At 63.8% G+C, this 22,608-nt stretch carries 23 protein-coding genes; 14 read left to right on the top strand and 9 right to left on the bottom strand.

The features are described 5' to 3' along the window. The first annotated feature begins 85 nt into the window (after nt 1-85). A complete protein-coding gene (locus tag BM374_RS18605) occupies nt 86-1,678 on the top strand; it encodes an FAD-dependent monooxygenase (protein WP_092294633.1) in 1,593 nt (530 codons plus the stop codon). A gap of 21 nt (nt 1,679-1,699) precedes the next feature. Here BM374_RS18605 and BM374_RS38650 read toward each other — a convergent pair whose 3' ends face one another. From BM374_RS38650 to BM374_RS18590, 4 genes are read right to left on the bottom strand one after another with little or no spacing between them, the layout of a single operon-like run. After that, nucleotides 1,700-1,864 (bottom strand): hypothetical protein, encoded by a 165-nt coding sequence (locus tag BM374_RS38650; RefSeq protein WP_177248390.1) that lies wholly within the window; start codon nt 1,862-1,864, stop codon nt 1,700-1,702. 34 nt (nt 1,865-1,898) lie between these two features. Next, on the bottom strand, nt 1,899-2,459 hold the full coding sequence (locus tag BM374_RS18600) for an isochorismatase family protein (RefSeq protein WP_177248389.1): 561 nt from the start codon (nt 2,457-2,459) through the stop codon (nt 1,899-1,901). A 25-nt stretch (nt 2,460-2,484) separates the two neighbouring features. Then, nucleotides 2,485-3,105, bottom strand: a complete 621-nt coding sequence (locus BM374_RS18595; RefSeq protein ID WP_092294629.1) for a GNAT family N-acetyltransferase — start codon at nt 3,103-3,105, stop codon at nt 2,485-2,487. Then, nucleotides 3,092-3,709, bottom strand: coding sequence for a hypothetical protein (locus BM374_RS18590; protein WP_177248388.1), 618 nt, complete (start codon nt 3,707-3,709; stop codon nt 3,092-3,094). The genes BM374_RS18595 and BM374_RS18590 overlap by 14 nt, the downstream gene beginning before the upstream one ends. Before the next feature lie 72 nt (nt 3,710-3,781). Here BM374_RS18590 and BM374_RS18585 point away from each other — a divergent pair, with 72 nt between their 5' ends. After that, nucleotides 3,782-4,822, top strand: a complete 1,041-nt coding sequence (locus BM374_RS18585; RefSeq protein ID WP_092294625.1) for a LysR family transcriptional regulator — start codon at nt 3,782-3,784, stop codon at nt 4,820-4,822. Nucleotides 4,823-4,839: 17 nt separating this feature from the next. Here the strand turns inward: BM374_RS18585 and BM374_RS18580 are convergent, their stop codons facing one another. Next, on the bottom strand, nt 4,840-6,006 hold the full coding sequence (locus tag BM374_RS18580; RefSeq protein ID WP_092294623.1) for an autotransporter outer membrane beta-barrel domain-containing protein: 1,167 nt from the start codon (nt 6,004-6,006) through the stop codon (nt 4,840-4,842). 377 nt (nt 6,007-6,383) lie between these two features. On the opposite strand from BM374_RS18580, the gene BM374_RS18570 reads away from it, so the two are divergent. Next, nucleotides 6,384-6,590 (top strand): cold-shock protein, encoded by a 207-nt coding sequence (locus BM374_RS18570; RefSeq protein ID WP_008129967.1) that lies wholly within the window; start codon nt 6,384-6,386, stop codon nt 6,588-6,590. 89 nt (nt 6,591-6,679) lie between these two features. Here the strand turns inward: BM374_RS18570 and purN are convergent, their stop codons facing one another. Both purN and purM read right to left on the bottom strand, forming a co-directional pair. Next, a complete protein-coding gene (purN, locus tag BM374_RS18565) occupies nt 6,680-7,333 on the bottom strand; it encodes a phosphoribosylglycinamide formyltransferase (protein WP_177248387.1) in 654 nt (217 codons plus the stop codon). Further along, a complete protein-coding gene (gene purM / locus BM374_RS18560; RefSeq protein ID WP_092294619.1) occupies nt 7,333-8,406 on the bottom strand; it encodes a phosphoribosylformylglycinamidine cyclo-ligase in 1,074 nt (357 codons plus the stop codon). The genes purN and purM overlap by 1 nt, the downstream gene beginning before the upstream one ends. 154 nt (nt 8,407-8,560) lie before the next feature. On the opposite strand from purM, the gene BM374_RS18555 reads away from it, so the two are divergent. The 7 genes from BM374_RS18555 (at nt 8,561) to BM374_RS18525 (ending at nt 18,339) form a co-directional block, all read left to right on the top strand. Beyond that, nucleotides 8,561-9,103 carry a CDP-alcohol phosphatidyltransferase family protein gene (locus BM374_RS18555; protein ID WP_092294617.1) on the top strand — a complete coding sequence of 181 codons (543 nt, stop codon included), beginning with the start codon at nt 8,561-8,563 and terminating at the stop codon, nt 9,101-9,103. A gap of 93 nt (nt 9,104-9,196) precedes the next feature. Continuing rightward, nucleotides 9,197-9,874 (top strand): P-loop NTPase family protein, encoded by a 678-nt coding sequence (locus BM374_RS18550; protein ID WP_092294615.1) that lies wholly within the window; start codon nt 9,197-9,199, stop codon nt 9,872-9,874. 140 nt (nt 9,875-10,014) lie between these two features. Continuing rightward, complete coding sequence (locus BM374_RS18545) at nt 10,015-12,204, top strand: RNA degradosome polyphosphate kinase (RefSeq protein ID WP_177248409.1); 2,190 nt, start codon at nt 10,015-10,017, stop codon at nt 12,202-12,204. A gap of 15 nt (nt 12,205-12,219) precedes the next feature. Then, entirely contained in the window at nt 12,220-13,722 is a 1,503-nt protein-coding gene (gene ppx / locus BM374_RS18540; protein WP_092294613.1) for an exopolyphosphatase, read from the top strand. A gap of 104 nt (nt 13,723-13,826) precedes the next feature. Beyond that, a complete protein-coding gene (locus BM374_RS18535; protein ID WP_092294611.1) occupies nt 13,827-14,954 on the top strand; it encodes an efflux RND transporter periplasmic adaptor subunit in 1,128 nt (375 codons plus the stop codon). Nucleotides 14,955-14,956: 2 nt separating this feature from the next. After that, complete coding sequence (locus BM374_RS18530; RefSeq protein WP_092294608.1) at nt 14,957-18,031, top strand: efflux RND transporter permease subunit; 3,075 nt, start codon at nt 14,957-14,959, stop codon at nt 18,029-18,031. Continuing rightward, the gene (locus BM374_RS18525) at nt 18,028-18,339 is read left to right on the top strand and encodes a DUF3240 family protein (RefSeq protein WP_092294605.1); all 312 of its coding nucleotides are present in this window, start codon (nt 18,028-18,030) and stop codon (nt 18,337-18,339) included. The genes BM374_RS18530 and BM374_RS18525 overlap by 4 nt, the downstream gene beginning before the upstream one ends. Before the next feature lie 4 nt (nt 18,340-18,343). Here BM374_RS18525 and BM374_RS18520 read toward each other — a convergent pair whose 3' ends face one another. Further along, nucleotides 18,344-19,207 (bottom strand): TerC family protein, encoded by an 864-nt coding sequence (locus tag BM374_RS18520; RefSeq protein WP_092294603.1) that lies wholly within the window; start codon nt 19,205-19,207, stop codon nt 18,344-18,346. A gap of 41 nt (nt 19,208-19,248) precedes the next feature. Beyond that, nucleotides 19,249-19,671, bottom strand: a complete 423-nt coding sequence (ndk, locus tag BM374_RS18515; RefSeq protein ID WP_092294601.1) for a nucleoside-diphosphate kinase — start codon at nt 19,669-19,671, stop codon at nt 19,249-19,251. On the opposite strand from ndk, the gene BM374_RS18510 reads away from it, so the two are divergent. The 4 genes from BM374_RS18510 to BM374_RS18500 all read left to right on the top strand — a co-directional run bounded on the left by BM374_RS18510 (nt 19,664) and on the right by BM374_RS18500 (nt 22,566). Then, nucleotides 19,664-19,855 (top strand): hypothetical protein, encoded by a 192-nt coding sequence (locus tag BM374_RS18510; RefSeq protein WP_143270214.1) that lies wholly within the window; start codon nt 19,664-19,666, stop codon nt 19,853-19,855. The two genes, ndk and BM374_RS18510, sit on opposite strands and share 8 nt — an antisense overlap. A gap of 140 nt (nt 19,856-19,995) precedes the next feature. After that, the gene (locus BM374_RS18505; protein WP_092294597.1) at nt 19,996-20,259 is read left to right on the top strand and encodes a sulfur globule protein precursor; all 264 of its coding nucleotides are present in this window, start codon (nt 19,996-19,998) and stop codon (nt 20,257-20,259) included. A 213-nt stretch (nt 20,260-20,472) separates the two neighbouring features. Next, on the top strand, nt 20,473-20,646 hold the full coding sequence (locus tag BM374_RS38645; RefSeq protein WP_177248386.1) for a hypothetical protein: 174 nt from the start codon (nt 20,473-20,475) through the stop codon (nt 20,644-20,646). Between the two features lie 57 nt (nt 20,647-20,703). After that, complete coding sequence (locus BM374_RS18500; protein ID WP_092294594.1) at nt 20,704-22,566, top strand: ABC-F family ATP-binding cassette domain-containing protein; 1,863 nt, start codon at nt 20,704-20,706, stop codon at nt 22,564-22,566. The last annotated feature ends 42 nt before the right edge of the window (nt 22,567-22,608 follow it).

Here is a 22,608-nt window from a genome sequence, read left to right as displayed (position 1 = left end):
CGAGATTTTTCTTGACGAACTACCGACGGAGTCCCATGAGGGCGGTCGATCGTGCCTCGCGCGGGACACACATGGGGAAAACGACGTGAAGCAGGCTCAGGCGAGCAACGATGCGCCGGTCGTCATCGTCGGCGGGGGACCGGTCGGAACCGGCCTCGCCATTGGCCTTGGCTTGCGCGGCATTAAGACGATCGTCGTCGAGCGCTACGAGCAGCCTCAGCCGATCCCCAAGGGACAGAACCTCACCCAGCGGACGATGGAGCATTTCCATTTCTGGGGCGCGGAAGCGGCGCTGAGGGCAGCGCGAACCATTCCGCCCGATTATGGCATCGGCGGAATGACCAGCCACGGCACGCTGCTCAGCGATTATAATTACGACTGGCTGCAGCGCGAGCTGGTCCGCCCGTTTTACTTCACCGACAATGAGCGTCTGCCGCAATACGCGACCGAAGCAGTATTGCGCCAGCGAGCCGCGCAGCTTCCTGCCATCGATTTGCGTTATGGATGGACCTGCCAGGACATGCGGCCTGAAGCCGACGGCGTCGTCCTCGAAATCGTCAATCGCGAGGGTCAGAAGCAAAGCCTGCGCGCCGGCTACGTCGTCGGCTGCGACGGCAGCCGGTCGGTCGTGCGCGAGCGCGCCGGCATCACCCTGACTCGCTCCGACCATGATCGGTTGATGGTCCTGCTGGTGTTTCGCTCCACCGAATTGCACCGCCTGCTCGGCAGGTTTCCGGGCAAGTCCTTCTACAGTGTGCTGCACCCGGATCTTGACGGCTACTGGAAATTCTTCGGCCGCGTCGATCTCGGCACCACCTGGTTCTTCCACGCGCCCGTTCCCGCCGACACGACGCGCGATAATTTCGATTTCCGGCGCCTGCTGCACGAGGCCGCAGGCGCAGAGTTCGACGTCGAGTTCGAGCACATCGGATTTTGGGATCTGCGTTTCACGCTGGCCGACAGCTATCGCGCCGGCCGCATCTTCATCGCCGGCGACGCCGCGCACAGCCACCCGCCTTACGGCGGCTACGGCATCAACAGCGGCTTCGAAGATGCTGTCAATCTGGCGTGGAAGCTCGCCGCCACGCTGCAAGGCTGGGCACCTGCGGGCCTGCTCGACAGCTACGACGCAGAGCGCCGTCCCGTGTTTGCATCGACCGCACGCGATTTCATCGAGACGTCAATCTTACGCGATCGGGATTTTCTCAGGCGGCACGACCCGGCGCGCGATCGGGCGGATTTCGAGGTCGCATGGCAGGAGCGGCAATCCGGGGCGCGCGCGGAGGTCAATGCCTTCGAGCCGAACTACGAGGGATCGCCGATCGTGTTCGGGCCTGCAGGGGGCGCCAGCAGCGCGATCGGCTCGCATCGCTATGCAGCGCGCGCCGGCCATCATCTGACGCCGCAGCCTCTGTCGTCCGGCAAGAATGTCTTCGAAGAGCTCGGTAACGGCTTCACACTGATCGATCTGACCGATGGCACCGCGGCAGCAGCTTTCGAGCAAGCTGCCGCCCGGCTCGGTGCTCCACTGAAAGTGATCAGAGACACCGCCTCGAATGGGCGCGAAAAATACGAGGCGCACCTGATCCTGGTGCGGCCCGATCAGTTTGTCGCCTATGCAGACAACCATGCCGATGACGCATCGAAGATCTTGATGCGCGCCATCGGCCGGTTCTGACGGAAACGCTTTCGCGCGAGGCTAGGCCGCGCCGTCCTCGTTCCCTCCGTCGTCTGCAGCCTCCCTCACCTCGACGAGCGCCATCGACAGCAGATAGACGGCCGTTGGCAGGCCCACACGGCGCGCTGCCTCGACGGCACGCGACAGATCGCTCGCCAGCTGCTTGAGCTCATCCTCCCGCGACAAGGTCCGACCCCATCCATCCGCCGATCACGGCCGCCTACACCGCGACGGCGCCGCTGGTTTTGATCAGTTCGGCGCTGGACTGGATTGTAGCAAAGTTGGCGATGACATTCATCACCGACTGCTTGTAGGCAGCCGCCTCGCCCGCGCCCGGCTGCCGGCAAGCCGCGGCATCGGCGACCACCAGATGGCGGTGGCTACGATGAAACCCGTCGACGACGGTGGCCAAGATGGTCTCGTCGAGGGAAAAGCCGGTCAGCACACAGCGCAGATTGCGGACGCTGGACATGTAGCCGGCGAAACGGGATGAGCTGTAGGCCGAGGGCAACGCATGCTCGAACGTCATCTCGCCCGGCCGCGGCCGTGCCTCCGCAATCCAATCGGTCAACCTGGCTGACGGATTGAACCACGCCGAGTCCGCGATGCGTTTCAAATGCATCACAGGCCAGAGATTGCTGCGCCACAGCGACAACAGCTCCAGACAGCGCATGGTTGCGGCGTCGCCGTCAAGCATGACCTGGCGACGCCCCGGAACCAGATATTCCAGCTGCAGGTCCGCACAAATCAGGACTAGCGGATCGTCGTGGGAGACCGGCATTATCTTGCGCAGAGCTGCATCTATTTCAACGGTCGGCGAGCGCGAGGTCCCGCAACGGCGAGGTCACCGCGCGCCCCGCCGAGGCATCGAGTACGCCCGGCCGGTCCCAGTCGCCCTCCGGGCGAATGATCACATAGGGATCGCTATCCAGCGTGATGGCGTCCGGACCCGGCTCGATCTCCAGCAGCATCTCCGTGTAGGAGAAATCCGAGAACGTGATCTTCCTGTTATGACCAAGCGGCTTGGCGCCGAAATGAGCCCAGAAATCCACCAGCCGGTCCTGGGCCTGACCATAGATCTTGCGGAACCCCTTGCGCTTTACGAAGTCGATGCTCGCCTGCACCAGCTTGAAAGAAAGGCGCGAGCGCCGATATTGGTGACGCACCGCGAGCCGCTCGACCTTGGCGAAATCGCCGAAGAAGCGCACGCGTAGGCAGCCCGCGGGCTCGTTGCCGACATAACCGATGAAATGCGCGGCCACCATGTCGTTGCCGTCGAACTCCTCGTCAAACGGACAATCCTGCTCGGCGAGATAGACCGCGGAGCGAATGGCGGTGACCAGCATGAGATCGCTCGGATCGCGCGCAAGGCGGATAGTGATGGCGCGGGAGTCGGGCTTGGCGAGAGGAATCCTAGTGCCGTGCATCTGCAAAACTCCATGCTTGGATCATCGCACCCGGCATGCGCATCGGACGCCGATGCCACGGGCGCTGGTAACACCAAAGGTCGGGCTGGAAGCTCGATATGGGCTCGAAGCCGGTCGCCCTCATGATCTCGCGTCCGGCCACGGTTGACGGCTGGGCATAGCAATCGGCTCCGCGAAATCTTAACTGGCGCAGATGAGCCGCAGCCTTGCCCAGACCCCCGATACCGCGGCCGGTCGCCGCGATCGCCCAGATGTAGATGGCTGCGACGTCGTCATTCGCGGAAGCGAGATAGCGCGTCTCCGGCGCAGTCAGACAGATTTCGTCGAGCAGCAATGCATCATGCCCATGATCGTTGAGAAACAGGAAGGCCATGCCGCCGAGCAAACTGCCTTTCCGGGTGAACGTCAGGATGCTCTGGGGATCAAAGGCGAAATATTTGGCAAGCTCCACTGCCCCGATTTGCACGCCAGGAACCAGCCGTCGCGCCATCTCCGAGAGCGCTGCGATTTGGGACAACTGCGCGCAACGGACATCCACCTCAGGGCGCAGTGGCAAGGCATCGAAATCATGTCTTGCCGCAAACGAGCCCCTTTCCATACTCATGTCGTCCCTCTATCGTTCAGCGGCTTTTGTACGCCGCTATGGGGACGAGACTAGCGGCTGGAGATCAGGAGTATGCAGCAAGTATTGCACCGGGGCGCTGCAACGATGCAGCACCATGAAGAAGCGCTAAATGCGTCCTGGAACGATTTGAAGCTGTTTTTAGCCTGCGCAAAATTTAAAAGTTTCCGAAATGCCGCCGAAGAGCTCGGGCTCACCTCCACCACGTTGATGCGCAGGATCGACCGGCTCGAAGAGAGCATCGGCTGCAAGCTTTTCCTGCGCGACCAGAGCGGCCTCACGCTCAGCGACGAAGGCGCTGCAATGATCGCCGACGTCGCGCATATGGAGCGTCACGCCTTCAACGTCTTCCGCCGCGCCTCGCGTTCATCCAACGACATGTCGGGCACCGTGCGCGTCGCGGTGACGGAAGGTCCCGGCAATTTCTGGATCCTGCCGCGACTGATCGACTTCCAGAAGACCTATCGCAAGATCACCGTTGATCTGCGTTGTGCGATGGAGCAGTCCGACGTCGCGCGATTGGAGTCGGACATCGCGATCCAACTCGAGCCGCCGACCAATTCCGACCTCATCGTCGTCAAGCTTGGCCGGCTGCACATTTATCCGTTCGTCTCCAGGGACTATGCGAATCTTTACGGCGTGCCCGCGACGCTCGCCGAATTGCCGAACCATCGCATCATCAAGCAGAGCGCACCGCAGGTCGACGACAGCGCCTATGCCCGCGTGCTCGGGTTGAATTCGCTGGAAGGCATCGTCGGAATCAAGACCAACTCCTCGGTCGGCGTGCTCTATGCGGTCGAGCGCGGCGCCGGCATCGGCTTCCTGCCGACGGCGTCGATCGCACTCGGGGCTCCGCTCGTCGCCGTCGACCTCGGCGTCAGCCACCACGCCGATCTCTGGCTCACTTATCATAAGGAGTTCCGCGCCTCCGAGCGGCACAAGATCGTGGTCGACTGGCTGAAGAAGATCTTCGATCCCAAAATTTATCCCTGCTTCCGCGACGAATTCATCCATCCGAACGCGCTGGCGCCGATGATGACGGCTGCACGCGAAGCCTTTGGATTGACGGGTTACGTCGCGGCGACGCCGGCCTAAGCGCTATCGACGCCACGTCACCAGCGATATTCGAAGCCGACCGTACCCTGGTGCGACGTCAGCTCGTTGCGGAATTTGCCGTCGTAATTGACGTAGAGCCGCGCGGTATTGGTCAGGTTGAGCGAGGCGGCGGCGCCGACGTCCATGCCGTACCGGCTCTCGCCGATGCCGGGAACGATGATGTTCTGGGTTCCGAGACTGACCTGCACCGATCCCAGGTCTTGATAGAAATTATCGACGAACTTGCCGTAAGCTGAGAGGTCCAGGATCTTCCTGTCGAAGATGAAGTAGCGCCCGATCTCGGCGCCGATCATGACGCGCGCGCGCGAGATCGCGCTCGAGCCGACGTTGAGCGGGTCAAGCCCGCCCGCCTCCTGGAACGCCGCGCCGGTCGCCCGCACATATTCAAGCGCGCCCTTGGGGACGATGCGTATCTGGTCTCTGGTCCAGTAATAGCTGATCTCGGTCAGCGCGCCGTCGACCGCAGCGCGATAACCCGCGGTCGCAAGGCCAAAGCCGGTGTCGCGACTGGAATGAACCTTGCCGAAGCCATGCACCACGGCGAAGGCCCAGGTCCACGGTCCTTTGTCGAGCGAGCCGTTAAAGCCGACCTGCGTCAGGTCGAGCGTCGCCGACTGGAGCGCGAGCGGCACGTCGATGTCGGTATGGCTTTGGTCAACGGAAAAGCCGAGGTTGACGCCGGGCGCGATCCGCGCACCGAAGCCGGCGACGCCGCCGATCGTCTTGCGTTTGTCGCCGACGAAATCGCCCTGGGCATCGGTCCGGACTGAAATCCCGTAACCCTCGTACCAGGTGCGGTAGCGCGGGTCCTCCGCGCTCTCCGACGCGCCGCCGCCGCCGGGATTGGTGCGCGCCACCCGGTTGATCCCGCCGGAAGCCTGGCTGCCGAGCCGCTCCAGGAAGTTCGAGCCGGAGTTGAGTGTGCTGTTGCCGGCCGACTTCTCGTAATTGGTCGATGTCGCGCTGGGGGTCGGGGACGGTGTAGGCGTGGGTGTGGGCGTCGGCGTCGGAGATGCAGCCGGCGTCGGGGTCTGAGCTAAGACCGATGTCGCCGACATCGTTACGACGATCGAAACGGCGACGGCAACCGCCCGCACGATCCGGCGGACACGCTCCAATCCGATCGTCTGCCGTATCCTGTTGGGCTGCCGAATGCGGCACATGACGAGTAATCCCAGAAGCAAAAATGGCGGCCGCAAAAATACAACACGAACGGCGAGGAGGTGCGGTGATTTGTGCTGAACTGCCACGAGGGGTCAACAGTTTGGCAAGCTATCGCTGAGGGGATTGCCCCAGATTGTGGTTCCGCGGCCACAGGTCGCAAATTGCTGCGCTAGATCTTCGTTATGGTCTTGAAATTCGTACGCCGCTTGCTAGCGCGCGGATTTCGTGTTGGAATACCGCACACAATCGGAATTGGCCGCTCGGCTGTGCGTTTCGCGACAGACTCAAGACTCGAACAGACTTCCGGAAGCCCGTTTGTGACGTGGCACGCGAAAAGCGGCCGCGTCTTTTTTATATCTAGCGGAGGAGACTAACGATGCCACAAAAGGGCACCGTCAAATGGTTCAACCCGACCAAGGGTTATGGGTTCATCAAGCCAAACGGCAGCGATAAGGACGTGTTCGTCCACATCTCGGCCGTCGAGCGTGCCGGACTCTCGACCCTGAATGAGAACCAGGTGGTTGAATACGACCTCGTGGAAAATCGCGGCAAATCATCCGCCGAGAACCTCAAGGTCTCCTGATTTCTCTCGACGCTCAGCGCGAGAGATCATGACGATGCCCCCGGCTCAGCCGGGGGATTTTGTTTGGGGCGACGAAACGCGAGCGCGCTTCAGTTCGCCACCGGCGCAATTAGGAAATTCTCCGACGCTGCGCTTCCCGCCGTCTTGCAGACATCGCCCTCGATCCTGACCTTGCCGGTCGCGAGCAGGCTCAGTGCCGCGGGATAGATGCGGTGCTCGACTTCGAGAATGCGCTCCGACAGCGTTTCCGCCGTGTCATGGTCGCTGACGGGCACGGCGCCCTGCATCACGATCGGACCGGCATCGGTCTCGGGGATGACGAAGTGCACCGTCGCGCCGGACAGTTTGACGCCGACGCGCAACGCCTGGCCGTGCGGGTCGAGGCCCGGGAATGACGGCAATAGCGAGGGATGGATGTTGAGCATCCGTCCGTACCAGGCCTTGGTGAATTCGGCGGTGAACAGGCGCATGAAGCCGCCGAGGCAAATCAGCTCGATGCCGTGCTGGTCCAGAGCTGCCTGCAACACTTTCTCGAAACCAGCACGGTCCTTGCCGAACGGCTTGCTCTCGATCACCTCCGTCTTCACGCCAGCCGCCTTGGCCCGTTCGAGCCCGGGCGCGTCGGCCTTGTTCGAGATGACCAGCGAAATCTCTGCGGGGAAATCCGGCGCGCTGGCGGCCTTGATCAACGCGGTCATGTTGGAGCCGCGACCGGAGATCAGAATGGCGACGCGGCGCTTCATCACAGCGCCAGGTCGAGATGGCCGTTATAGACGACGCGGTGCTCGCCCTCGGCCGGGATCACGGTGCCAAGCCGCGCCACGGTTTCGCCGGCGTCAGTGAAGACCCGCATGACCCCGTCGACCTTGTCCGGCTCGACGATGGCGATCATACCGATGCCGCAGTTGAAGGTGCGGAGCATTTCGAGCTCAGCGATGCCGGCCTGCGCGGACAGCCATTTGAATACCGGCAGCACCGGCAGGCGTGCGAGGTCGATGCCAACGCCGAGATTGCTCGGCAACACGCGCGGGATGTTGTCGGTGAAACCCCCGCCAGTGATGTGGGCAAGCCCCTTCACCGCACCGGTTTCGCGGATCGCGCGCAGGCAGGATTTGACGTAGAGCCGGGTCGGCGTCAGCAGCGCGCCCCCCAGGGTCATCACAGGCGCGAATGGCGCTGGCGCCTCGAAGCCGAGGCCGGACTGTTCCACGATCTTGCGCACCAGCGAGAAGCCATTGGAGTGCACACCCGACGAAGCAAGGCCGATCACGGCATCACCCTCCGCGATGTCCTTGCGCGGCAACAACGTACCGCGTTCGGCGGCGCCGACGGCAAAGCCGCCGAGATCATAATCGCCATCCCTGTAGAGGCCGGGCATCTCGGCGGTCTCGCCGCCAATCAGGGCGCAGCCCGATTCGCGGCAGCCTTCGGCGACGCCGGCGACGATCGCAGCCGTGGCCTCGGGGTCGAGCTTGCCGCAGGCAAAATAGTCGAGGAAGAACAGCGGCTCGGCGCCCTGCACCACGAGATCGTTGACGCTCATGGCGACGAGGTCGATGCCGATCCCGCCATGCAGGCCGGTTTCGATCGCGATCTTGACCTTGGTGCCGACGCCGTCGGTGGCCGCCACCAGGACGGGATCCCTAAAGCCAGCCGCCTTGAGGTCGAACAGGCCGCCGAACCCGCCGATCTCGGCGTCGGCGCCGGGCCGTGCGGTGGCGCGCACCATCGGCTTGATCAGGTCGACCAGGCGGTTGCCCGCGTCGATATCGACGCCTGAATCGGCGTATGTGAGGCCGTTTTTGCGGTCGGTCATGCCCGATTTCCAGTGGGTTTGCGGCTGGTTACGTCGAATTCCGGGGACGCGCAATGGCAAGCGTGGCGCCCCGCCTTATACTATGTAGAGATATCAACCGGTTCAGCCTCTTGGAGGCGGGATTCAAGGTCAGTCGGGTGCCGGGAAGCGCCGTGTGAGTATTCCGAACATTATTACCCTGGGCCGCATCATGCTGGTCCCGATCATCGTCTGGGCCATCGTGTCGAGCCAAATGGAGGTGGCGTTCGCCGTCTTCCTCATCGCGGGCGTCAGTGACGCCGTGGACGGTTTCCTCGCCAAACGCTTCAACATGTCCAGTGAGCTCGGCGCCCTGCTCGATCCGCTGGCTGACAAGGCCCTACTGGTCTCGATTTACCTGTCGCTCGGGATCTGGGGCGACATCCCGCGCTGGATCGTGATCCTGGTGGTGTCGCGCGACATCATGATCGTCGCTGCGGTGATCGTATCCTGGCTGTTCGACAAGCCAGTCGAGATGAGACCATCCAAAGTCTCGAAGCTCAATACCGCCGCCCAGGTGGCCTATGCGGCATTGGTGCTGGCTGCCCTCGCTTTCGGCTTCAAACCGGGCCCTTATGATATGATTCTGATAGGTCTGGTCACGGTGTTCACGCTGTCCTCCGTGTCGCTCTATCTCGTCGAGTGGCTGCGGCACATGAGCACGATCGAAGCCAAATGAACCGGGATCCGGCCCCGCAAAAGGCCAACTCCCGATTGATGAAGTCGCATCTCTTCAGGCAAAGCCGGCACACCGGCACGGAGCAAAGCTAGCGTGGCAGGCCGCGTTCATCCCCGACAATTGGCGTTTTCGCTTCCGCATGCGGAGAGCCTCAGCCGGGACAATTTTCTCGAGGGCCCCGCCAATGCCGCCGGCCTCGCTCTGATCGACAGCTGGCCGGAATGGCCGAGCCGGATCATGTGGCTCGCCGGCCCCGAAGGCTCTGGCAAGAGCCATCTGGCCGCAATCTGGGCCGAGCTATCAGGCGCCCGCTCGACTATGGCCAATGTGCTGACCCCAGCCAGCGTCCCCGGCACGCTCGCGACCGGCGCGCTGGTCGTCGAGGATCTCAAGGCCAAGGATTTCGACGAGCGTGCGCTCTTTCATTTGATGAACCTCGCCCGGGAGGACGGCGCCTTTGTGCTGTTTACCGGGCGCGCGGCACCGGCGGCACTGGAGGTCGATCTCCGCGACCTGCACTCACGTTTGCGGACCATTCCGGTGATTTCGCTGGCGCCCCCCGATGACCAGCTGTTCCGCGGCCTGATCGTCAAATTCTGCGCCGACCGCCAGCTCACCGTGGACGAAAGCGTGGTGGGCTATCTCGCGACCCGGCTGGAGCGCTCCTCGGCCGCCGCCCGGCGGGCCGTGGAACTGCTCGACAGCGAGGCACTGCGCCTCGGCCGCCCCGTCACCCGAGCCCTCGCCGCCGAGCTGCTTCGGGACACCTGACCGCCAGCTCCCTCAGGCCCGCTTGACGTCAGGCCGCGGCGGAACATCAATGTCATCGAAACGTCATCGCACTAACACATGCTCCGGCCGGTTTTGCGCTTAAGTCGCAAAAAGGGGCAATTTTGATGGACCGACTTCTCATGGACTCCGCGCAAGCTGTTGAAACGAAAGAGAAAGCCCCGGAGAGTGAGGGATTGCCCGCAATCGCCTCGAGCCCCGAGCGCTTCATCAATCGCGAATTGTCCTGGTTGCATTTCAACCGGCGCGTTCTGGAGGAATCGGTCAACGCCAGTCATCCCATGCTGGAACGGGTGCGATTCCTGTCGATCTCGGCCAACAATCTCGATGAGTTCTTCATGGTCCGCGTCGCCGGCATCAAGGCCCAGGTACGCGAGGGCATTGCCGAACGCGCTCCTGATGGCCTGACCCCGTCCGAGCAGCTCGCATTGATCAACCGCACCGTTTCCCGGCTCGCCTCCGATCAGCAGGCTATCTGGCGCGACCTGCGTGGCACACTTGCCGAGGTCGGCATCGGGTTGATCGACGGCAAGGACGTCACCAAGGCGGAACGAACCTGGCTCGAGGATTATTTCCTCAACAACGTGTTTCCATTGCTGACCCCGCTCGCGATCGATCCCGCCCACCCCTTCCCGTTCATCCCGAGCCTCGGTTTCACCATCGCGCTCCAGCTCACGCGCGAGGTCGACGGCAAGCCGATGAACGCGCTGATCCGCATGCCCGGCAAGATCGACCGCTTCATCCGCTTGCCGGCCGAAGGCAAGGTCCGGCTGATCTCGCTGGAACAGGCAACGAGCCTGTTCATCAACCGCTTATTCCCCGGCTACAGCCTCCACGGCCAGGGCGCCTTCCGCATCATCCGCGACTCCGAGCTCGAAATCGAAGAAGAGGCCGAAGACCTCGTCCGCCTGTTCGAGACCGCGCTGAAGCGCCGCCGCCGCGGATCGGTAATCCGGCTCGAGATCGACGCCAAGATGCCGGAGGAGCTGCGCAGCTTCGTGCAGCACGCGCTGTCGGCGTCCGATGACGAGGTGTTCCTGGTCGACGGCGTGCTCGCCATGAATGAGCTGTCGCAGCTCACCCGCCTCGACCGGCCCGACCTCGAATTCACCCCCTACGTGCCGCGCCATCCCGAGCGCGTGCGCGAGCATGGCGGCGACATCTTCGCCGCTATCAGGCAGAAGGACCTGATTGTCCATCACCCCTACGAATCCTTCGACGTCGTGGTGCAGTTCCTGCAACAGGCAGCGCGCGACCCTGACGTCGTCGCGATCAAGCAAACGCTCTACCGGACCTCGAACAACTCGCCGATCGTGCGCGCGCTGGCGGAAGCCGCCGAAGCCGGCAAGTCCGTCACCGCGCTGATCGAATTGAAGGCGCGCTTCGACGAAGAGGCCAACATCCGCTGGGCGCGCGATCTCGAACGCGCCGGCGTGCAGGTCGTCTATGGCTTCCTCGAATTGAAGACACACGCGAAGCTCTCGATGGTGGTGCGCCGCGAGGGCGGTAGCCTTGCCACTTACGTCCACACCGGCACCGGCAACTATCACCCGGTGACCGCGCGTATTTACACCGACCTCTCCTACTTTACCTCGGAACCGACCATCGGCCGCGACGCCGCGCGCGTGTTCAACTTCATCACCGGCTACGCCGCGCCGAGCGATCTGGAAAAGATGGCCGTGTCGCCGCTAACCTTGCGCAAGCGGATCATCGAGCACATCCAGGGCGAGACCGAGCACGCGCGTCACGGCAAGCCCGGCGCGGTCTGGATGAAGATGAATGCATTGGTCGACCCTGATATCATCGACGCGCTCTACGAGGCCTCGCAGGCCGGCGTGCAGGTCGAGCTCGTGGTGCGCGGTATCTGCTGCCTCAGGCCCGGTATACCGGGCCTGTCGGAGAACATCCGCGTCAAGTCGATCATCGGGCGCTTCCTGGAGCACGGCCGAATCTACTGCTTCGGCATGGGCCAGGGCCTGCCGAGCGCCAAAGCGGCTGTGTATATCTCGTCGGCCGACATGATGCCGCGCAACCTCGACCGCCGTGTCGAGGTGCTGTGTCCGCTGCAAAATCCCACGGTGCATCAGCAGGTTCTCGAACAGATCATGGTCGCGAATCTGAAGGACAACGAGCAGAGCTGGCAATTGTTGCCGGACGGGTCTTCAACGCGTATGAAGGCCGCGAAGGGCGAGGAGCCCTTCAACGTGCATAACTACTTCATGACAAATCCGAGTCTGTCTGGCCGTGGAAAGTCGCTCAAGGAATCTTCGCCGCGGCGTCTCACACGCCGGAACGAACGCCATCAGTCTTGACCGGAGATTTTTGTCGTGAAACGGCCGCGCAAGCGTGGCGCTAGCGTCGCGGTCATCGACATTGGCTCCAACTCGGTTCGCCTCGTCGTCTACGAGGCGCTGGCGCGGAGCCTGATTTCGATCTTCAACGAGAAGACGCTGTGCGGCCTCGGGCGCGAGGTACAGAGCACGGGCCTGCTTGCGCCGGACGCCGTCGACAAGGCGCTGACGTCGCTGAAGCGTTTCCGCGCGCTGTGCCGCGTGATGCAGGTCGGCCGCGTGTTCGCGATCGCAACTGCGGCCTGCCGTGACGCCTCCAACGGCCCCGACTTCATCGCGAAGGCGGAGCGCATCTGCGCTGTGAAGATCGAGATCCTCTCGGGCCCGCGCGAGGCCAAGCTGTCCGCACTCGGCGTGATCTCGGGCGTCCATAATCCCGACGGCATCGTTGGCGATCTCGGCGGTGGCTCGCTGGAATTGATCGACGTACGCAGGAACAGCGTGCGCAGCGGCGTGACGTTGCCGCTCGGTGGTCTCGCGCTGCAGGACCTCGCCCATAAATCGCTCAAGCGGGCTGACCGCATCGTGCGCGAGTCGCTCGATGAAGTGCCGCAGCTCACGGCCGGCCGCAGCCGCACCTTCTACGCCGTCGGCGGCACCTGGCGCGCGCTGGCGCGCATCCACATCATCCAGAGCGGCTATCCGCTCCAGGTGATGCACGGCTATTCCATACAAGCGGCCGAGGCGCTGGACTTTGTCCGCCGGCTGCGGCGCCTCGCCGCCGCCGACATGCTCGCCGACATCGAGGTCGTTGCGGATGCGCGGCGCCCTCTCCTCACCTATGCAGCGCTCGTGCTCGAGCACATCATCCGCGTCGCAAAACCCAAGACTATTGTTTTCTCGACTTTCGGCGTGCGTGAGGGCCTGCTGCACGAGAAGCTGCCGGACTCCGAGCGCAACAAGGACGGCCTGATCTGCGCGGCCGAGGAGCTGAACCAGCTTCTGTCACGCTCGGCGCAGCACGCGCGTGAGCTGATCGCCTGGACCGACCGGCTTGCGCGCGTCGTGAAGCTGCGCGAGACCGAGGAGGACCGCCGCCTACGCCACACGGCTTGTCTTCTGTCCGACATCGGCTGGCGCGTCCACCCTGATCATCGCGGCGAGCAGACGCTGAGCCTCGTGGTCAACGCCAATTTCGGCGCAATCGACCACCGCGAACGCGCTTTCGTCGGACTGTCGGTGTTTTATCGCTATGCGGGCCTCAGCGAGGAGAACCAGCCGCCGCTGACCATGCAGGAATTGCTGACGCCGGCGCAGCTCGAACGCGCCCGTCTGCTCGGCGCTGCATTCCGCGTCGCGCATCTGATCTCGGCCGCGCGTCCGGGCGTGCTGCCGGCCACGCACTTCCGCAGCCGGGGGCGCAATCTGATGCTGGTGTTCGAGCACAAGCTCGGCGATCTCGTCGCCGACCGCGTCGGTAGTCGTTTCAAGCAGCTCGCCCGCCTGATCGGACGATCGGGCTCGATCGTCAGACGCTGAGCAGCGCTGCATTCTGTCGCAGACCGACGCCGGTTGATGCAGATCAACTCGAACGCGCCGTGCCGGATTAACGTGCCGCCACGTTGTTTCGGACCACCTCTACCATGCAACATGAGCTTCGCCTCCCGATCAGTGCTCGGAAAGTGGTTGTCTGCGTCCTGTTCGCGCTCGCTTTCGGCTTTTCGCTGCCGGTCTTTGGAGCGCAGGACGAGGTCAAGCTGAGCGAGCCGCAGGCGCGAAATCTTGGCGTGCGCGTCGCTCATCCGATCGCGAGCAGGACCGATCTGACGCTGCCCTACCCCGTCCAGATCGTGATCCCCACGCCGCAATTGTGGGTCGTCAGCGCACCGGTGGCCGGCATGGTCGCCAGCCTTCCCGTCGGCCGCGGAGATCGCATCTCGGCCGGCCAGCCGTTGGTCATCCTGGAAAGCCCAAGCTTCGTCTCCCAGCAGCGCGACTACCTGCACGCGACAGCGCAGGAGCTGCTGGCAACCCAGCAACTCAAACGCAACATGGATCTGTTCGAAGGCAAGGCCCTGCCGCAACGCGTGCTCGAGGCGAGCCAGGCCGAGGCCCGCCAGGCCACGCTCGTCGTCGCTGAACGCCGGCAGATGCTGCGCCTGAGCGGGATGTCCGACGAGGCAATTTCGCGGCTGGTCGAGGAAACCGCGATCAGCGCCACGCTGACGGTCAACGCGCCGCAGACCGCATCCGTGGTCGATCTCGTGGTGTCGCCGGGGCAGCGGCTCGAACAATCCGCGCCAATGGTCAAGCTGGCGCGGCTCTCGCCGCTTTGGGCGGAAATTGCGGTTCCTGCGGCCAGCATTCGAGCGATCCGCGCCGGCGCGAAGGTCGAGATCGAGGGCTATTCCACTCCCGGAAAGGTCGTTCTGGTGTCCGAGACGATTGATCCCGCCACCCAGACCATCCTGATCCGCGCGGAAGTCCCCAATGACGGCGAGCTGCATCCCGGCCAGACGGCCGCGGCTCGCATCGGCTTCCTCTCCGCCGGCGAAAGCGCCTGGGAGATTCCTTATGCCGGTCTCGTCCGGCGAGGTGAGCAGACCTCGGTCTTCGTCGCTTTCGATGGCGGCTTCCGGCTCGTTCCGGTCACGCTCCTTGCCGAAGACCAGGACCATGTCGTGATATCCGGCCCGATCACCGAGCGCGACGAGATCGCGATCGGCGGCATCTCGGCGCTCCGCGGCATTATCTCGGGATTGGGGCAATAATAATGCTCCGGCGCTTGGTCGCATTCGCGCTTTCGCAGCGACTGTTCGTTTTGCTGAGCGTATTGCTGTTGATCGGCGCCGGTGCCGTCCTGTTGCCCAGCCTGCCGATCGATGCGTTCCCCGACGTTTCGCCGGTCCAGGTCAAGATCATTATGAAGGCGCCGGGCCTCACCCCCGAAGAGGTCGAGCAGCGCATCACGGTGCCCGTCGAGCTCGAGCTGCTCGGATTGCCGAACAAGAAGATCCTGCGTTCGACCACGAAATATGCACTGGCCGATATCACCGTCGATTTCGAAGACGGCACCGATATCTATTGGGCGCGCAACCAGGTTTCGGAGCGGCTGTCGAACATCTCGCGCGATTTTCCTGACGGCGTGAGCGGCGGCCTTGCCCCGATCACTAGCCCCCTCGGCGAAATGTTCATGTTCACGATCGACAGCGACGAGCTTTCGCTCGCCGAGCGCCGCACCCTGCTCGACTGGGTGATCCGACCAGCCCTGCGTACAGTCCCCGGCGTCGCGGACGTCAACGCGCTGGGCGGTTACGTGCGCGCCTTCGAGATCGTTCCGCGCAACGACGCGCTGGCCGCCCGTGGCATTTCCTACGACCTGTTTCGCCGGGCGATCGAAGCGAACAGCCGCAACGATGGCGCCGGGCGGGTGAACCAGGGCGAGGACAGTGCCCTGGTGCGGATCGAAGGCAGCATCCGCTCGATCGAGGATATCAAGGCCATCGTCGTGGACACGCGCCAGGGGGTGCCGATCCTCGTCAACGACGTCGCGAGCGTCAAAGCCGGGACGCTGACACGTTATGGTGCGGTCACGTCGAATGGACGCGGCGAAACCGTCGAGGGGCTCGTACTCGGTTTGCGCGGCGCCAACGCGGGCCAGCTCGTCCGCGACGTGCGGGCTCGCCTTGCGGAGCTGCAACCCCCGCTGCCGAAGAGCGTCTCGATCAACGTGTTCTATGACCGCAGTCGCCTGGTCGATCGCGCCGTCGGAACCGTCGTGCGCGCGCTCGGCGAGGCCACCGTCCTCGTCATTGTCCTCTTGCTGCTTTTCCTCGGCAACTGGCGGGCCTCCCTGGTGATCGCTCTCAGCCTGCCGCTCGCCATCGTCATTGCGCTGATCGTCATGCGGCTGGTGGGAATGTCCGCCAACCTGATGAGTCTTGGCGGACTTGCGATCGCGATCGGCATGTTGATCGACGCGCTTGTTGTCGTGGTCGAGAACATCGTCGGCAATCTCGGCAAGCACGAACCCGGCAAGATGGCGCCGCTGATCCACCTGGTCTACCGCTCGGTCTGCGAAGTCCTGGAGCCGGTCGCCTCGGGCGTTCTCATCATCATCATCGTGTTCGTTCCTCTGCTGACGCTCCAGGGCCTCGAGGGGAAGCTCTTCATCCCCGTCGCGCTGGCGATCATTTTCGCGCTCGCCGGCTCGCTGCTGCTTGCGCTCACGGTGATTCCGGTCGCGACGTCCTTCCTGCTCAAATCGGCCTCACATCGCGATCCCCTGATCATTCGTGCGACCCAGCGCGTCTATGCGCCGGCGCTGGACTGGGCCTTGAGCAACGAGCGCAAGGTGATGACTGCGGCGCTGGTCGCCCTGCTCGCTGCAGGCTTTGCCTATGCAAAGCTCGGCAAGACCTTCATGCCGACGATGGACGAAGGCGATGTCATCGTCAGCGTTGAGACCCTTCCCTCCGTCAATCTCGACGAATCGCTTGCCATGAACCGAAGGCTGCAGGCCGCGCTCCTCGCAGTGCCTGACATTGCCGGCATTGTCGCGCGGACCGGATCCGACGAGCTCGGCCTCGACCCCATGGGCCCCAATCAGACCGACACGTTCCTCGTGCTGAAGCCGGCTGCCGAGAGACAGACCCACGATCGAGAGGCCCTGCTGCAGAATTTGCGTGAGGTTCTCTCCGGCTTTCCCGGCATCTCGCTCAGCTTCACCCAACCCATCGATATGCGCGTCCAGGAGATGATCAGCGGCGTGCGTGGCGACGTCGCGGTCAAGATCTTCGGCCCCGATATCGGCAAGCTGAACGAAACCGCGGCAAAGCTGTCGACCATGCTGTCCAGCATCGACGGCGCCGAGGACGTCTACACCACGCTCAACGAGGGCGCGCAGTACTATACGGTGTCCGTCAATCGAATGGAGGCCGGACGTCTCGGCCTGACGGTGGACGCCATCGCCAATTCGCTGCGTACCCAAATCGAGGGGCGAACGATCGGAACCGCGCTCGAGGAAGGACGCCGCACACCGATTCTCGTCCGTGGCAGCGAGACGACCAGGGAAGCGCCGACGCTGCTCGCGAGCCTTCCGCTGATGCTCGCATCCGGACAGCACGTCGCGCTGTCGCAGGTTGCCCGCATTCAGCGCGTGGACGGCCCGGTCAAGATCGACCGCGAAGATGGCGCTCGCATGAGCGTGGTTCGGGCCAATGTCCGAGGCCGTGACATGGTGGGCTTCGTCGAAGCGGCCCGTCAGAAGGTTGCGGCGGAACTGCAGCTGCCGGACGGTTATCGGCTGACCTGGGGCGGACAGTTCGAGAACCAGCAGCGTGCGTCTGCCCGCCTGTCGGTGGTCGTCCCCGTGGCGATCGGACTGATCTTCGTCCTGCTCTTCACCACGTTCGGCGCGATCCGCCAGGCCTTGCTCGTGCTCGTGAACATTCCCTTTGCCCTGATCGGCGGCGTTTTCGCGCTGGTCGTCGCCGGCGAATACCTTTCAGTGCCGGCGTCGGTCGGATTCATCGCGCTGCTCGGGATTGCCGTCCTCAACGGCGTCGTTCTGGTCTCCTACTTCAATCAACTGCGCGCCCACGGTCTGAGCGAGCATCGGATCGTGGTCGAAGGCGCCATGCGCAGGCTGCGGCCGGTGCTGATGACCGCGAGCATCACGGCGCTTGGCTTGATCCCGCTGCTGTTTGCCTCGGGTCCGGGATCTGAGGTCCAGCGACCGCTTGCCGTCGTCGTGATCGGAGGGCTGTTGTCCTCGACGGTGCTGACGCTGATCCTTCTGCCGATCCTGTACCGCCGCTACGGCGGCACGTCGAAGGTAGCCAAATGACCGACCAAAAGGTCTGCCTCACGCTGATCGTGCCGCATCGGCTTCGTGAAGAGGTGTTCGACTATCTCGCCGAACAGAGCGACCTTGTCTCGGGCTTCACGGCCTCGCACGCGGCCGGCCACGGCGGCGAAGTCAGACTGCACACGGCGGCCGAACGCGTCCAGGGCCACGCCGATCAAGCCATGGTGCAGGTGATAATGTTGCGGGATCATTCGACGCGCCTGCTCGACCGGCTCAGGGCTTCGTTTGCGGGAACCAGGCTCGTTTATTGGGCGACGCCCGTGACGGAGTTCGGCATCATCGACTGAACAATCAGCTTTCAGCCGACGCCTTGGCGTGCTGTTCGGAGGCCTCGAGTGCAGCCGCGCTCAGCCTGCGCCGGCGCCAGATCGAGCCGACAGACAGCACGACGATGACGCCGAGCGCGGCGCAGAAATATTCGGCGCCACCGCCGCCATGAGCGAATTGCGCCGGGATGTGCAGGCTACCGAGCATCTTGTCCACTGAAGCGCCGAACGGCCCCTCCGACAGGGAATGCAGCTTCGGTGCGATGCCGGGATCGGTCGCGATCACCTCGCCCGCGATCCAGCCGAGCAGCGCCGCACCGGCCCAAACCAGGATCGGCAGCTTGGAAAGCAGAGCCATGATCAGCGCCGCACCGGCGACGATCAGCGGCACGCTGATGGCGAGGCCGAGCACCAGAAGCGGCACGCTGCCATTGGCGGCGGCTGCTACCGCAATGACGTTGTCGAGGCTCATAATGATGTCGGCAATGACGACGATCTGCACCGCCTGCCACAGATGCGAGGCCGACTCGACGTCATCCTCATCCTCGTTTTCCGGCACCAACAGCTTTGCCGCGATCACGATCAGCGCGAGGCCGCCGATCAGCTTGAGGTACGGCAGCCCCATCAGGCTCGCGACGATGCCGGTGAAGACGATCCGCAGCAGCACGGCGGCGCCCGCACCGAGCACCATGCCCCACAGCCGGTGCCGCGGCTTCAGGCCGCGGCAGGCGAGCGCGATCACCAGCGCGTTGTCGCCGGACAAAAGGACGTTGATCCAGATGATCTTGCCGACCGCAATCCAGAAGGTCGGTTCGGCCATCTCATTGCGGAACTGGGTGAAGAATGCTCCGATCGTGGCGGGATCGAAGATCTGCCAGAGCCAGTTCACAACAAGTCCTTTCGCCCCGTCGACTTAATTCACGGGTTGGATCAGCCGACGATCTCGTTGCCCGAGAAGAACTGCGCGATCTCGATCGCAGCGGTCTCAGGAGCGTCCGAGCCGTGCGCGGAGTTCTCGCCGATCGACTTGGCGTAGAGCTTGCGGATGGTGCCATCAGCCGCCTTGGACGGATCGGTGGCACCCATGACGTCGCGATATTTGGCGACGGCGTTCTCGCCTTCCAGCACCTGGACCACGACCGGGCCCGACGTCATGAACTCGACGAGCTCGCCGAAGAAGGGACGCGCCTTGTGGACGGCGTAGAAGGTCTCGGCCTGTTCCTTGGTCATGCGGATGCGCTTCTGCGCGACGATGCGCAGGCCCGCCTTCTCGATCACGGCGTTCACGGCGCCGGTCAGATTGCGCGCGGTCGCGTCGGGCTTGATGATCGAGAAAGTGCGTTCGATGGCCATGATCTTGTCCTTGAAAGAGAAAAACGGTGGTTCGGAGTTGCGGGGCTTATATCGGCGCCTTCGCGATCCGGCAAGCGATCGCCGGAACGGGCTTCACGGGCGCTTCGCCGCAGGCCAAGGCCCGAATGGCTGTCCGAATTCCAACATGGATTACAACGATTTCACCCAGATGAACCCAATCTGAAGGCCCTGTCAGGGTTTGGTTCAGCCTCGCTGGCGTAGCGTCAGGCCCATCGAAACCAAAGCCTCCTGGCGAGGCGGACCGTTTCGGCGGCCTTTCCATCGGCGCGATAGCCCCGCGCCGGCAGTCTTGAGGAGATCACCATGTTGAGGAAACTTTCGCTCGCTGCAGTCGCCGCGGTCGCTCTGGGTGCCGCGCTGGCTCCTACCTCCGCCTCCGCTCACTGGCATGGCGGCTGGGGCTGGCACGGTGGTTGGGGTGGCTGGCACCACGGTTACGGCTACGGCTGGGGCGGACCGCGCTTCTATGCTGCGCCCGTCGCTTACGGTTACGGCGGCTGCTATGTGCGCCGGCTGGTCCCGACCCCCTGGGGACCCCGCTGGCGGCTGGTCAATCGCTGCTATTGAGCCCCCAAAGAACTTCCTGAGGTGCCGTTCCCCCCTGCGGCACCTTCCAAGAGAGGCCCCGGCGATCCCCCCGCCGGGGCCTTGTATTTGGACAGAGACGACGGATTCATACAATTTTTACTAGAATGCCGGGCATTTCCACGGCCGGCGAAACCATTTCGGGGGCCTATGACTTGGTAACGTGTCGTTATTTTGAAAACACGGAACCCTGCAATGGCTGGTTTTTCTGCCAATGACAGCGAACAGATCGACCGGCGCACCAGCCGCTCGATTTGCGATGCCGTAGGCGAGCGGCTGCAGCAGAGTCTCCGTCCCGAACCGCGCCTGCCGACGCATCTCGAGCAGCTCTTGAACGAGTTGCAGAAGCGCGAGCGCGATACGCACTAGTTTATTGATGACAGAAAAACGGGTTGCGTTCACCGCGGCTTGCGGTGACAAGGCCGCATGCTCACCATCACCGACCTCTCCGTTCGCCTTGCCGGACGCCTCCTGATCGACAGTAGCTCCGTGCAGATCACGCCCGGCTCGCGCGTCGGCATGGTCGGGCGCAACGGCACCGGCAAATCGACGCTGTTCAAGGTGATCCGCGGCGAGCTCGCGGCGGAGCACGGCTCGGTGACGCTGCCGCCGCGCTGGCGGGTCGGCAGCCTGGCGCAGGAAGCCCCTGATGGCCCGGAAAGCCTGATCTCCGTTGTGCTCAAGGCCGATCTCGAGCGCGACGCGCTGCTCGCTGAAGCCGAGACCGCCACCGATCCGCACCGGATTGCCGAGATCCAGACCCGGCTGGTCGACATCGACGCGCATTCGGCCCCGAGCCGTGCCGCCGCGATCCTGTCCGGCCTGGGCTTTTCCGCAGCCGACCAGATGCGTCCCTGCGCCGAATTCTCCGGCGGCTGGCGCATGCGCGTCGCGCTGGCAGCGACCCTGTTCGCGGCGCCCGACCTGCTGCTGCTCGACGAGCCCACCAACTACCTCGACCTCGAAGGCACGCTGTGGCTCGAGGATCACCTCGCGCATTATCCACGCACCGTGATCGTGATCAGCCACGACCGCGACCTGCTGGAGAGCTCGGTCGACCAGATCCTGCATCTGGAGCGCGGCAAGCTCACGCTCTACAAGGGCACCTATTCCTCGTTCGAGGAGCAGCGCGCCGCGCGCGAGCTGCTCGACGCCAAAGCCGTCAAGCGCCAGGAAGCCGAGCGCGCCCGCCTGCAGGCCTTCGTCGACCGCTTCAAGGCCAAGGCCTCGAAAGCGCGCCAAGCGCAGTCTCGCGTCAAGATGCTGGAGCGGTTGAAGCCGATCACGGCGCTGGTGACCGAGGACGTGCGCGAGATCACCTTTCCGGCGCCTGAAAAACTACTGTCGCCGCCGATCATCGCGGTCGACAACGCCTCAGTCGGCTACGATCCGGCAGCGCCGGTGCTCACGCGCATTACCTTGCGCATCGACAATGACGACCGCATCGCGCTGCTCGGCGCCAACGGCAACGGCAAGTCGACGCTGGTCAAGCTCCTCGCCGGACGCCTCGCGCCGTTCTCGGGCAAAGTGACGCGCGCCGACAAGCTGTCGATCGCCTATTTCGCCCAGCATCAGCTCGTCGAGCTGAACGAGGACGCCTCCACCTACGATCATGTCCGCAAGCTGATGGGCGATGCGCCCGAAGCAAAAGTGCGGGCCCGCGCCGGCGCGATCGGCTTCTCCGGCAAGGCGGCCGATACCAAGGCCGGCAAGCTCTCGGGCGGCGAGAAGGCTCGGCTGCTGCTGGGGCTCGCCACCTTCTTCGGACCCAACATGATCATCCTGGACGAGCCGACCAACCATCTCGATATCGACAGCCGCGCAGCGCTTGCCGAAGCGATCAACGAGTTTCCCGGCGCTGTCATCATGGTCTCGCACGACCGCTATCTGATCGAGGCCTGCGCCGACCGGCTCTGGATCGTCGCCGACCGCACCGTCACCAATTACGACGGCGACCTCGACGACTACCGCCGCATGGTGCTGTCTTCGCGCAATGCCGAACCCGCTCCGCGCGAGCGCAGCGTGCCAGGCGAGAAACAGCAGCGCCCGAGGTCGGACAATCGGGGCTCACTGAAGAAGCGCATCGCGGAAGCCGAGAGCGAGATCGCACGGGTCACCGAGATCATCGCCAAGATCGACACCGCCCTCGCCTTGCCCGACATCTTCACGCGCGATCCCAAGCAGGCCGCGCAATTGTCGAAGGCGCGCGCCAATGCGGCGGATGCGCTGGCGCGCGCGGAGGAGCAATGGCTCGAGGCGAGCGCGCAGTTCGACGAGGCGGCGGGGTAACCGCATCAAAATCCGCAAAACAACCCCATGCACAGTACCGGT

The organism is Bradyrhizobium sp. Ghvi (assembly GCF_900115265.1).
Classification (GTDB): Bacteria; Pseudomonadota; Alphaproteobacteria; order Rhizobiales; family Xanthobacteraceae; genus Bradyrhizobium.
Note: the sequence above shows the minus strand (reverse complement) of the source record. Positions and strands in the feature narration are given on the sequence as shown.